The 10,631-nt window shown below is 71.1% G+C and carries 13 protein-coding genes; 7 read left to right on the top strand and 6 right to left on the bottom strand.

Annotated features, from left to right (window positions below; translation table 11 throughout):
- Positions 1–58: 58 nt before the first annotated feature.
- The gene (locus DRB89_RS22570) at positions 59–1,291 is read right to left on the bottom strand and encodes an HEXXH motif-containing putative peptide modification protein (protein ID WP_112449820.1); all 1,233 of its coding nucleotides are present in this window, start codon (positions 1,289–1,291) and stop codon (positions 59–61) included.
- A 138-nt stretch (positions 1,292–1,429) separates the two neighbouring features.
- On the opposite strand from DRB89_RS22570, the gene DRB89_RS22565 reads away from it, so the two are divergent.
- Positions 1,430–1,618: a DUF6104 family protein gene (locus tag DRB89_RS22565; RefSeq protein ID WP_112449819.1), complete on the top strand. Its 189-nt coding sequence runs from the start codon at positions 1,430–1,432 to the stop codon at positions 1,616–1,618.
- A 110-nt stretch (positions 1,619–1,728) separates the two neighbouring features.
- On the opposite strand, the gene sodN is transcribed toward DRB89_RS22565, so the two are convergent.
- Positions 1,729–2,124 (bottom strand): superoxide dismutase, Ni, encoded by a 396-nt coding sequence (gene sodN / locus DRB89_RS22560; RefSeq protein WP_112449818.1) that lies wholly within the window; start codon positions 2,122–2,124, stop codon positions 1,729–1,731.
- A 183-nt stretch (positions 2,125–2,307) separates the two neighbouring features.
- On the opposite strand from sodN, the gene sodX reads away from it, so the two are divergent.
- Positions 2,308–2,775: a nickel-type superoxide dismutase maturation protease gene (gene sodX, locus DRB89_RS22555; protein WP_112449817.1), complete on the top strand. Its 468-nt coding sequence runs from the start codon at positions 2,308–2,310 to the stop codon at positions 2,773–2,775.
- Here sodX and DRB89_RS22550 read toward each other — a convergent pair.
- Positions 2,679–3,335: a CGNR zinc finger domain-containing protein gene (locus DRB89_RS22550; protein ID WP_112449816.1), complete on the bottom strand. Its 657-nt coding sequence runs from the start codon at positions 3,333–3,335 to the stop codon at positions 2,679–2,681. The genes sodX and DRB89_RS22550 overlap by 97 nt on opposite strands.
- 163 nt (positions 3,336–3,498) lie before the next feature.
- Here DRB89_RS22550 and DRB89_RS22545 point away from each other — a divergent pair, with 163 nt between their 5' ends.
- Positions 3,499–4,188 (top strand): class I SAM-dependent methyltransferase, encoded by a 690-nt coding sequence (locus DRB89_RS22545; protein WP_112449815.1) that lies wholly within the window; start codon positions 3,499–3,501, stop codon positions 4,186–4,188.
- A 98-nt stretch (positions 4,189–4,286) separates the two neighbouring features.
- On the opposite strand, the gene DRB89_RS22540 is transcribed toward DRB89_RS22545, so the two are convergent.
- From DRB89_RS22540 to DRB89_RS22530, 3 genes are all read right to left on the bottom strand, one after another.
- Positions 4,287–5,054 carry an amino acid ABC transporter ATP-binding protein gene (locus DRB89_RS22540; protein ID WP_112449814.1) on the bottom strand — a complete coding sequence of 256 codons (768 nt, stop codon included), beginning with the start codon at positions 5,052–5,054 and terminating at the stop codon, positions 4,287–4,289.
- Positions 5,054–5,923 (bottom strand): amino acid ABC transporter permease, encoded by an 870-nt coding sequence (locus DRB89_RS22535; RefSeq protein WP_239516833.1) that lies wholly within the window; start codon positions 5,921–5,923, stop codon positions 5,054–5,056. The genes DRB89_RS22540 and DRB89_RS22535 overlap by 1 nt, the downstream gene beginning before the upstream one ends.
- A 110-nt stretch (positions 5,924–6,033) precedes the next feature.
- Positions 6,034–6,993 (bottom strand): ABC transporter substrate-binding protein, encoded by a 960-nt coding sequence (locus DRB89_RS22530; protein ID WP_112449812.1) that lies wholly within the window; start codon positions 6,991–6,993, stop codon positions 6,034–6,036.
- A 527-nt stretch (positions 6,994–7,520) separates the two neighbouring features.
- Here DRB89_RS22530 and DRB89_RS22525 point away from each other — a divergent pair.
- From DRB89_RS22525 to DRB89_RS22510, 4 genes are all read left to right on the top strand, one after another.
- Positions 7,521–8,723, top strand: coding sequence for an NADP-dependent malic enzyme (locus DRB89_RS22525; protein WP_112449811.1), 1,203 nt, complete (start codon positions 7,521–7,523; stop codon positions 8,721–8,723).
- A gap of 131 nt (positions 8,724–8,854) precedes the next feature.
- Positions 8,855–9,817, top strand: coding sequence for a zinc-binding dehydrogenase (locus DRB89_RS22520; RefSeq protein ID WP_112449810.1), 963 nt, complete (start codon positions 8,855–8,857; stop codon positions 9,815–9,817).
- Positions 9,818–9,892: 75 nt separating this feature from the next.
- Positions 9,893–10,102 (top strand): helix-turn-helix domain-containing protein, encoded by a 210-nt coding sequence (locus DRB89_RS22515; RefSeq protein ID WP_112449809.1) that lies wholly within the window; start codon positions 9,893–9,895, stop codon positions 10,100–10,102.
- Entirely contained in the window at positions 10,102–10,614 is a 513-nt protein-coding gene (locus DRB89_RS22510) for a Clp protease N-terminal domain-containing protein (RefSeq protein WP_112449808.1), read from the top strand. Before DRB89_RS22515 ends, DRB89_RS22510 begins: the two co-directional genes overlap by 1 nt.
- Positions 10,615–10,631 lie beyond the last annotated feature (17 nt).

Genomic DNA, 10,631 nt, shown 5'->3' with positions numbered 1-10,631 from the left:
CGGGCCCCTCCCGTGTTCGATGCGCGGGGTCCGGGGCGGAGCCCCGGGAGACGAAGTGTCAGGCGACCGCGAACGCGGCCAGGTTCGGGTGCGCCGCGCACCAGGCCACCCGGTCCCGCTCCACCGCCGCGCGGGCCACCGCGTGCTGGCCCCCCGGCGGCGGGTCCCCGTCCATGGCCCGCTCCGCCGCGGCCATCGCCTCCACGAACACCCGCCCCGCACGGGTGAGTTCCGCCCGCGCCAGGAGCACCGGCAGGACCGCCGCGACCTGCGCGCGGATCCGGGCGTGCTGGGCCCACGCCCCCCTGGCCCCGTAGAGCGCGGCGCGCTGCCAGTAGCCCGCCAGTGCCAGCTGGGCGTACGCGCCCCGCAGCAGGCCCTCCAGGGGCCGCGGGTCGCCGCGCCAGGGCGCCCAGTAGCGCGCGGAGCGGTCGGCGGTGTGCAGGGCGACCGCCTGCGCCAGGGCCGCCAGCTTCCCGTGCTGCACCTCGTGCACGAGGGTCGCGGCCAGCGCGGGCGGGGCCTGTGCCCGTGCCAGTACGGTGCCGGCCGCCTCGGGCAGGGTCCCGCCGGCGGCCCGGGAGCTGCCGGACAGCGGGACGACGGAGCGCAGCAGCAGTCCGGCCTCCTCCGCGCGGGCGGTGTCGTAGCGCCTGAGCAGCGTGAGGGCGCCGGACCACTGGATGTCCCAGCGCTTGTGCCCCTTGGGGGTGAGCCGGCGGGCCGGGTGCACGGTCCCCGGGGCCCGGTAGGGGTCGAGGTCGTCGAGGGCGGCCCGCCCGCCGGGGAGCGCGTGCAGGGCCAGCGCGGCCGGGTCCGCGGGGTCCCAGGAGCCCTCGGTGAGGACGACCGGGCCGGCGCGGGCCGGGCGCAGCAGTCCGAGGGTGGGCAGGACGAGGCGTCCGTGCGCGGGCCGCAGCGTGGCCTTGAAGCCGATGCCGGCCCGCAGCGCCGCGGCGGCGGCGAGCGCCCCGAGGTGCCCGGTGTCGGGCGGCGGCCCGTACGGGGAGCGCAGCCGGCGCAGCGTCTCCTCGGCCCAGACCCCGGTGGCCGGATAGTGCACCACGTCGCCGGCCGCGCCGGGGTCGCGCCGCTCGGCCTCCTCCAGCAGGGCCCAGTGCTCGGCCGCCTGCGCGCCGGGGACGGCCTCGGCCACGCCCCGCAGCAGCTCGCGCAGCAGCCCCAACCGCCGGGACCGCCGTACGCCGCGCACCAGCGCGGTGCCCTCGGCCGAGGGTTCCGTCGAGCCGAGTGCCCACAGCACGCCTTCGCCGGGCTCCGGATGGTCCATCGCCTGCCTCCCGCCGCGGACCCTCCATCCCTGCCCCGGGGAGGAGCTCCGCGAACGGCGGAAAGCGGTCAAGTCCGACCACCGCGGCCGGGCGGATTATCCTGGCGGGAAACACCCGACCACCGCACGGAGCCCGACTTGTACTTCACCGATCGCGGCATCGAGGAGCTGGAGAAGCGGCGCGGCGAGGAGGAGGTCACCTTCGAGTGGCTCGCCGAGCAGCTGCGCACCTTCGTCGACATGAACCCGGACTTCGAGGTCCCGGTGGAACGCCTCGCCACGTGGCTGGCCCGCCTGGACGACGACGAGGACGACGAGGACGCGTAGCGCGGCGCGCGCGCGAGCGCACGCACGCACGCACGACGAAGGGGCCCGACCGCTGACGCGGTCGGGCCCCTTCGTCATCGTCCCGGAGGACAGGGTCGCTCAGGGCGCGCTCAGGCGGCCTTGGTCTCCCAGAAGATGCGGTCGATCTCGGCGATGAGCTCCAGCGCCTTGGCGCCGGTCGCCGGGTCGTTCGACGCCTTGGCGGCCGAGAGGGCCTTCAGGGTGTCGTTGACCAGGGAGTGCAGCTGCGGGTACTTCTCGAAGTGCGGCGGCTTGAAGTAGTCGCTCCACAGCACGGAGACGTGGTGCTTCGCGAGCTCGGCGCGCTGCTCCTTGATGGTGATGGCGCGCGCGCGGAAGTCGGCGTCGTCGTTGGCCTGGTACTTCTCCTGCACGGCCTTGACGGACTCGGCCTCGATGCGGGCCTGGGCAGGGTCGTACACGCCGCACGGAAGATCGCAGTGGGCGGAGACCTTCGCCTTGGGGGCGAACAGGCGGGAAAGCATGGAGTTTGTCCTCCTCGTGATCGTCTTCTCAAGGGGGAGATTACTCCGTGCGAAGGGCCTTTTCGCGGGCGCCCCCGTGTGGTTGGGACAAAAGTCCAGGGGCGTGCCCGGGGCGGTGCGCGAATGTACGGAAGAGTGCGGCAGCATGCGGGGTGGGACGAGAGCCGGCCTAGGAGGTCAGGGATGGCGGAGAGCGCGCGCTCGCGCCGGCGGACGCGGGAGTGGACGTCGCCGTTGAAGCGGATCGGGATCCTGGAGGTGACGGGCCCCTCGATGGCCCCGACGCTGGAGCACGGGGACCAGTTGCTGGTCCGCTACGGGGCTCCGGTGCGCCCGGGCCACGTGGTGGTGCTGCGCCACCCGTTCCAGCAGGACCTGCTGGTCGTCAAGCGGGCGGCGGAGCGGCGGCCGGGCGGCTGGTGGGTGCTGGGCGACAACCCGTACAACGAGACGGGCGACAGCACCGACTACGGGGCGGTGCCCGACGAGCTCGTGCTGGCGACCGGGGTGGCGCGCTGGCGGCCGCGGCCGCGCCCCGAGCACGCGGCGGACGATCAGCGCTCGCTGAGGGCGTGGCTTTCCTGGGCCTCCTCGGCGCTGCGGCCGCTGCGCACGGACGTCTCGGCCTCCAGGCGCTTGCGGGCGCGGTAGGCGGCCACGTTCGCGCGGGTGGCGCACCGGTCGGAGCAGTAGCGCCGGGAGCGGTTGGTGGAGGTGTCGAGGTAGGCGTTGCGGCAGGGCGGCGCCTGGCACAGGCCGAGCCGGTCGGGGCCGTGCGCGGTGAGGTGGAAGGCCAGCCCGAAGCACGCGATCGCGGCGTAGCCGGCGGAGGCGTTCGAGGGGTGGTCGGCGAGGTGGATGTGCCAGTCGGGGCCACCGTGCTCGCTGTGCTCGCCCTGTTCGCCGTGCTCGTCGATGGCCACGTGCCCCGAGATCTGGGGGCTGACCGGGAACTCCATGAGCAGGGAGTTCAGCAGGTCGACGGCGAGTACGTGGTCGCCCGTGTCGGCGGCTTCGAAGACCGAGCGCAGCCGGCCGCGGACGTTGCGGAAGCGGGTGACGTCGCCGTCCGTGACGCGGCGGGCCATCTGCACGCTGGCGCCGAACAGGGTGCGGACGGCGTCCACGGAGGTCAGCGAGTCCTTGTTGCGGGCCGGCTCCTCGGTGTTGACCAGGCGCACGGCATAGTCCGAGTAATGGGCCAGTTCCACTTGTAGTCCTTACGGCTGCGGATTAGTGTCTCGGGTAACGGCTGAGACATGTTCGAGGGTATTACGCGTGGAGGATTTCGTGGTGGATACGGCACGCTCTGATACGGCACCCGCCGACTGGCAGGCCTGGCAGGACAGCTGGGACCGCCAGCAGGAGTGGTACATGCCGGACCGCGAGGAGCGGTTCCGGGTGATGCTGGACATGCTCGAGGCCCTGGTGGGCACCGCCCCCCGGGTGCTGGACCTCGCCTGCGGCACGGGAAGCATCACGGACCGCGTCCTCAAGAGGTTCCCGGAATCCACCAGTACGGGCGTCGATCTCGACCCCGCGCTGTTGACGATCGCCCGGGGCCACTTCGCCGGCGACCCGCGGGTCACCTTCGTGACCGCCGACCTCAAGGACCCCGACTGGCGCGCGGCCCTCCCCCACGGCTCCTACGACGCCGTGCTGACCGCCACCGCCCTGCACTGGCTGCCCAGCGAGGACCTGACCGTCCTGTACGGGCAGCTCGCGCCCCTGGTGCGCACCGGCGGGGTGTTCATGAACGCCGACCACATGCCCGACCCCGCCACCCCGCGGATCAACGCCGCCGAGCGCGCCCACCGCCACGCAGGCATGGACCGGGCGAAGGCGGCCGGGGTGCTCGACTGGCGCGAGTGGTGGGCCCTCGCGGCCGCCGACCCGGCGCTCGCCGAGCCGACGAAGGCCCGCTTCGAGATCTACGGGGAGCACGCGGACGGCGACACCCCGCCCGAGTCCTGGCACGCGGACACGCTGCGCGCCGCCGGCTTCGCGGAGGCCCGTACGGTCTGGCGCTCGCCGTCGGACGCACTGGTGCTGGGCCTGAAGTAGCAGGGACCCGGGCATGCGGCAGGGGCGGTACGGGAGGACCCGTACCGCCCCTGGCGCGTGTGGAGCGGTGACAGCTGAGCAGCGGAGCAGCGGAGCGGTTACAGGACCTTCGAGAGGAAGGCCTTGGTGCGGTCGTGCTGGGGGTTGCCCAGGACTTCGCGGGGGTGGCCGGATTCGACGACGACGCCGCCGTCCATGAAGACGAGGTTGTCGCCGACCTCGCGGGCGAATCCCATCTCGTGGGTGACCACGATCATGGTCATGCCGGATTCGGCCAGGTCCCGCATGACGTCGAGGACGTCGCCGACGAGCTCGGGGTCGAGCGCCGAGGTGGGCTCGTCGAAGAGCATCAGCTTGGGTTCCATGGCCAGCGCGCGGGCGATGGCCACGCGCTGCTGCTGGCCGCCGGAGAGCTGGGTGGGGTAGCTCCCGCCCTTGTCGCCGAGGCCGACCCGGTCGAGGAGCTTGACGGCGCGGGCCCGCGCGACCGACTTGCTCTCGCCCTTGACCATGACGGGGGCTTCCATGACGTTCTCTATGGCCGTCATGTGCGGGAAGAGGTTGAAGCGCTGGAACACCATGCCGATGTCCTTGCGCTGCGCCGCGACCTCGCTGTCCTTGAGCTCGTAGAGCTTGTCGCCCTTCTGGCGGTAGCCGACGAGCCGCCCGTCGACCGAGAGCCGGCCGGCGTTGATCTGCTCCAGGTGGTTGATGCACCGCAGGAACGTCGACTTGCCGGAGCCGGACGGGCCGACCAGGCAGAAGACCTCACGCGGGGCGACCTCCAGGTCGATGCCCTTGAGGATGTGCGCCGCGCCGTACGACTTGTGGACGCCTTCCGCCTTCACCATGGCAGTCGTCGACATCAGGCCACCGCCTTGCGGTTCGAGAAGCGGGAGAGGTTCGCCTTGATCTTCTGCAGCGGGGTGGGCGGCAGGGATCGCAGCGTGCCGCGCGAGTAGCGGCGCTCCAGGTAGTACTGCCCGACGCTGAACACGCTGGTCAGGGCGAGGTACCAGATCGACGCGACGAAGAACATCTCCATCACCGCGAACGAGGTGGAGGCGATGTCCTGGGCCGCGCGCAGCAGGTCGAAGTACTGGACGGCGACCACGAGCGACGAGGTCTTGAGCATGTTGATGAACTCGTTGCCCGTGGGCGGCACGATCACCCGCATGGCCTGCGGCAGCACGATCCGGCGCATGGTCTTCGCCTGGGTCATGCCGAGCGCGTGCGAGGCCTCGGTCTGGCCCTCGTCGACCGACTGGATGCCGGCCCGGACGATCTCCGCCATGTACGCGCCCTCGTTCAGGCCGAGGCCCAGCAGGGCGGCCAGGAACGGGGTCATGACCTGGGTCATCTCGTCCTTGTAGAACCCGAGGTTCAGGACCGGGAAGATCAGGGCGAGGTTGAACCAGATGAGGAGCTGCACGTACACCGGGGTGCCGCGGAAGAACCAGATGTAGAACCAGGCGATGGTGCTGGTCACCGGGTTCTTCGAGAGCCGCATCACTGCGAAGAGGACACCGAGCACCAAGCCCAGGGCCATCGAGGCGACGCTGATCCAGATCGTGTTGAACAGACCCCGGATGATGGTGGAGTCGAACAGCTTCTCCGGCACGGTCGCCCAGCGGACGTTGCCCTGCGAGAAGGCGATGGCGAGCGCCACGACCAGGCCGATGACGACGATGGCGCTGATCCAGCGCCCGTAGTGGCGGACCGGGATGGCACGGATCGCCTCGGGGGGGACGGCCCCGGCCGGCGGGGTGTCCGCCGGGCCCGGGACCTTGTCGAGCTTGTCAGTCACAGTGACTGCCCTTCAGTGTGCTGCGTGGGGCGCGGAGGTTACTGGCCTGCGTTGGTCTTGGCCTCGGTAACGGCGCCGGAGCCCGCGTTCCACTTGTCGAGGGCGGCCTTGTACGAGCCGTCCTTGATGATCGCGTCGAGGGCTGCCTTGAGGGCGTCGCGCAGCTCGGTGTTCTTCTTGTCCACCGCGATGCCGAACAGGCCGGCGTCGGTCGGGTTGGCGATGGCCTCGAAGTCGTTGCCGCCGCCGGCGGTCTGCGCGATGTACGCGGCGACCGGGGAGTCGTTCAGGTCGGCGACGGCGCCGCCGGCCTTCACGCGGGTCTGGGCCTCGGCGTCGGTCGGGAAGGACTCGATGGAGACCTCGCCCTTGCCGGCCGTCTTGCACTTCTCGGACTGGTCCTTGGCGGACTGCTCGTAGGTCGTGCCGCGCTGGACGGCGACCTTCTTGCCGCAGAGGTCGTCGAGGGTCTTGATCCCGTCCGGGTTGCCCTTCTTGACCAGGATGCCGGTCGAGGCGCTGAAGTAGTCGACGAAGTCGACGCCCGCACCGGTCTTGGCGCCCTTGTCGTCCAGGCCCTCCTGACGGGCCTTGGTGTCGGTGAGCGAGGACATGACCACGTCGCTGCGGCCCGTCTGCATGCTGCCGATCAGGGTGTCGAAGGTGCCCGACTCGAACTTGAAGGTGACACCGAGCTGCTTGCCGAGCGCCTCGGCGATGCCGGGGTCGACACCGACGATCTTGCCGCCCTCGGTGAACTCCATCGGCGCGTAGGTGGCGTCCGTGCCGACCTTGATGACGCCCGCGTCCTGGATCTTCTTCGGCAGCTTGGAGAACAGCGGGGCGCTGTTCTCCTTGCCCGACGGCGTGGCCGCGGAACCCTTGTCCGTCTGGTCACCACAGCCGGTGAGGATCAGGGCGCCGGCGACCGCGATCGCGCCGACCGCGGCGATCCGGGACCGGGCGGCGGTCGTACGACGGGTGGTGCTTGCGGTCATGAGCTGGTTCCTCCGGCAGTGGGGAAAAACGCATCCGAGAGAGGTCGGGCACGCACCATCGAGTGTCGCGACCTTGTGTGATTACGGCATCTTGCCATTCGGACTGAGACATTCAGGGTGCCCGTCAGGTCAAAATCGGATAACGGACACCCCCCGGCGCCCAACAGCCCTGCGGAGTAGGGCCCTCCGGACCGGATTAAACGCTGTGACCAGGGCTTTTCGCCGCAGTTTTTGCGGCACGTCTCGCCTGTTGGACGGCAAGGTTTGGACTTTTCGCCAAAACCAGGGCATCCGACCTATGGTCGAGGGGGAATCGACTCGTCTGGGTGAGTGTTCTTCGGGTAGAACAGATCCTTACACCCCTCATCCGGGGCTCAGGGCGCGCGTGCGGCGCGCCCGCGCGTACGAACCTCCCCCTTCGCGGCGACGGGCCAAACCGTCGACGCGGCGGACGGACGCGGTGCCCGCCCACCCCTTAACCAGGAGTGGTCACCCTCAACGATTCAAAGACTTAAGGGGTCAACACAGTGGCAGCGGAGATCGTCAATCCTCGCAGCGACAGCGTGACGGACAACAACCCGGATGCGGTGTTCGCGCTGCACCGGGGCGGCAAGATGGCCATCGTGGCCACCGTGCCGGTCCACAACAAGGACGACCTGTCCCTGGCGTACACGCCCGGCGTTGCGAAGGTCTGCAGCGCCATTGCCGAGCAGCCCGACCTGGTGAACGAATACACCTGGAAGTCCAACGTGGTCGCCGTCGTCACCGACGGTACGGCCGTGCTCGGACTCGGTGACATCGGGCCGGAAGCCTCCCTCCCCGTGATGGAGGGCAAGGCCATTCTCTTCAAGCAGTTCGGTGGTGTGGACGCGGTTCCGATCGCGCTCGCCACCAAGGACACGGACGAGATCATCGAGACCGTGATCCGCCTCGCGCCGTCCTTCGGCGGGGTGAACCTGGAGGACATCTCGGCGCCGCGCTGCTTCGAGATCGAGCGCCGCCTCCAGGAAGCCCTGGACATCCCGATCTTCCACGACGACCAGCACGGCACGGCCATCGTGACGCTGGCCGCCATGCGCAACGCCGCGAAGCTCACCGGCCGGACCCTCGGCGACCTGCGCGCCGTGATCTCGGGCGCGGGCGCGGCGGGCATCGCCATCGCCAAGATCCTGGTCGACGCGGGCATCGGCGACGTCTGCGTCACCGACCGCAAGGGCGTCGTCTCCGCCGACCGGTCCGACCTGACGGACGTCAAGGCGGAGATCGCGGGCCTGACGAACAAGACGGGCCAGACCGGCTCCCTGGAGAACGCGCTCGCGGGCGCGGACGTCTTCATCGGCGTCTCCGGCGGTACGGTCCCCGAGTCCGCGGTGGCGACGATGGCGAAGGACTGCTTCGTCTTCGCCATGGCCAACCCGAACCCGGAGGTCCACCCCGACGTCGCGCACAAGTACGCGGCGGTCGTGGCGACGGGCCGTTCGGACTTCCCGAACCAGATCAACAACGTGCTGGCGTTCCCGGGCATCTTCGCCGGTGCGCTGAAGGTCCGCGCGACCCGGATCACCGAGGGCATGAAGATCGCCGCCGCCGACGCCATCGCCGGCGTCGTGGGTGACGAGCTCGCCGCCGACTACGTGATCCCCTCGCCGTTCGACGCGCGCGTCGCGGAGGCCGTGACCGCGGCCGTCGCGGCCGCCGCCAAGGCGGACGGCGTGGCCCGCCTGGCCTGACGGCCACGTTGAGCCATACGGAGCAGGGCCCCGCCGAAACCATTCGGCGGGGCCCTGCTTTCGTACGCCCCGACGCCCGTGCGGCCCGCCTGCCCTGGATCCGCGGGCTACCGGGCGGTAGCCTCGCGGCCATGTTCGCTGCCTACGCCGCCCGAATCGACCGTGACCAGCCGCTCCGAGGCCTTGAGCTGGGCGACCGCCCCGCCCCGCAGGCCCGCCCCGGCTGGGTGACCGTGAACGTCAAGGCCGCCTCCCTCAACCACCACGACCTGTGGTCGCTGCGCGGAGTCGGCCTCGGCGAGGAGAAGCTCCCCATGATCCTCGGCTGCGACGCGGCCGGGATCGACCAGGACGGCAACGAGGTCGTCCTGCACTCCGTCATCGGCCAGAGCGGCCACGGGGTCGGTCCCGACGAGCCCCGCTCGATCCTGACCGAGCGCTACCAGGGGACCTTCGCCGAGCAGGTCACCGTCCCCGCCTGGAACGTCCTGCGCAAGCCCGCCGAGCTCACCTTCGAACAGGCCGCCTGCCTGCCCACCGCATGGCTGACCGCCTACCGGATGCTGTTCACCAACGCCGGCGTCCGCCCCGGTGACTCGGTCCTGGTCCAGGGCGCGGGCGGCGGCGTCGCCACCGCCGCCATCGTCCTCGGCAAGGCCGCCGGCCTGCGGGTCTTCGCGACCAGCCGGGACGAGGCCAAACGCAAGCGCGCCGTGGAGCTGGGGGCCGAGGAGGCGTACGAGCCCGGCGCACGGCTCCCCCGCCGGGTCGACGCCGTCATCGAGACGGTCGGCGCCGCCACCTGGTCGCACTCGGTCAAGTCCCTGCGCCCCGGCGGCACCCTGGTCATCTCGGGCGCCACGAGCGGAGACCGGCCGGCGCACGCCGAGCTGACCCGGATCTTCTTCCTGGAGCTCAAGGTGGTCGGCTCGACGATGGGCTCGAAGGACGAGCTGGAGGACCTGCTGTCCTTCTGCGCGGCGACCGGCGTCCGCCCGGTGATCGACGAGACGCTGCCGCTGGACCGGGCCCGCGAGGGCTTCGAGAAGCTGGAGTCCGGGGACCTGTTCGGCAAGATCGTCCTCACGATGTAGCCCCCGCGCGCGGCGACCGCCGCGGCATGTCAATGTGGGTTGACACCCTCCCGTTGTCAACCTACATTGACATGCATGACGGAAGCTACCGATCTCGCCGCACGGGCCGGCGACCGCGACCCGCGAGTGGGCCTGCGCGCCGTGGCCGCCCTGCGCAGGCTGCTGGAGCAGCTGGAGGCCGTACAGGTGCGCGGGGCCCGCGCGCAGGGCTGGTCCTGGCAGGACATCGCGGCCGAGCTGGGCGTCAGCCGGCAGGCCGTACACAAGAAGCACGGGAGGCTCTGATGTTCGAACGCTTCACCCAGGATGCCCGGTCCGCCGTGACGGGCGCGGTCACCGAGGCCGAGCGGTCCGGGGCCGCGGCCGTCACCGAGGAGCACCTGCTTCTCTCCCTGCTGTCGACGGGCGTCCTGGACCCCCTGGACGCAGACCGGAACGCGATCGCCGCCGACCTCGCGGCGGCCCGCCGCCGGGGCGGCATGTCCAAGGCGGACGAGGAGGCGCTGGCCGGCCTCGGCATCGACCTCACCGCGATCGTCGCCCGCATCGAGGAGACCCACGGCGAAGGCGCGCTCTCGGCCCCCGCCGCCCGCGAACGCCGCGGCCGCACCCGCTTCACTCCGGGCGCGAAGAAGGTCCTGGAGCAGTCGCTGCGCATCGCCCTGGGCCGCAAGGACCGGCACATCTCCACGCTCCACCTGCTCCTCTCCCTCCTCTCCCGCCCCGGTACGCCCGCTGAGGTCCTCACGGACCACGGGATCACCTACGCGGGAGCCGAGGCCGCCCTGGCGGCCTGAGACGCGACGAAACTCCC

The sequence above is a fragment of the Streptomyces sp. ICC4 genome, from assembly GCF_003287915.1.
GTDB classification, from domain to species: domain Bacteria; phylum Actinomycetota; class Actinomycetes; order Streptomycetales; family Streptomycetaceae; genus Streptomyces; species Streptomyces tritrimontium.
This window is presented reverse-complemented; position numbering and strand designations above follow the sequence as displayed.

Excerpts from the sequence above, each read along its gene's own strand:
- DRB89_RS22570 (WP_112449820.1), bottom strand. The coding sequence starts at position 1,291 with ATGGACCATCCGGAGCCCGGCGAAGGCGTGCTGTGGGCACTCGGCTCG.
- DRB89_RS22520 (WP_112449810.1), top strand. The coding sequence starts at position 8,855 with ATGTTCGCTGCCTACGCCGCCCGAATCGACCGTGACCAGCCGCTCCGA.
- DRB89_RS22510 (WP_112449808.1), top strand. The coding sequence starts at position 10,102 with ATGTTCGAACGCTTCACCCAGGATGCCCGGTCCGCCGTGACGGGCGCG.
- sodX (WP_112449817.1), top strand. The coding sequence starts at position 2,308 with ATGGCGGAGAGCGCGCGCTCGCGCCGGCGGACGCGGGAGTGGACGTCG.
- DRB89_RS22545 (WP_112449815.1), top strand. The coding sequence starts at position 3,499 with ATGCCGGACCGCGAGGAGCGGTTCCGGGTGATGCTGGACATGCTCGAG.
- DRB89_RS22540 (WP_112449814.1), bottom strand. The coding sequence starts at position 5,054 with ATGTCGACGACTGCCATGGTGAAGGCGGAAGGCGTCCACAAGTCGTAC.
- DRB89_RS22515 (WP_112449809.1), top strand. The coding sequence starts at position 9,893 with ATGACGGAAGCTACCGATCTCGCCGCACGGGCCGGCGACCGCGACCCG.
- sodN (WP_112449818.1), bottom strand. The coding sequence starts at position 2,124 with ATGCTTTCCCGCCTGTTCGCCCCCAAGGCGAAGGTCTCCGCCCACTGC.
- DRB89_RS22530 (WP_112449812.1), bottom strand. The coding sequence starts at position 6,993 with ATGACCGCAAGCACCACCCGTCGTACGACCGCCGCCCGGTCCCGGATC.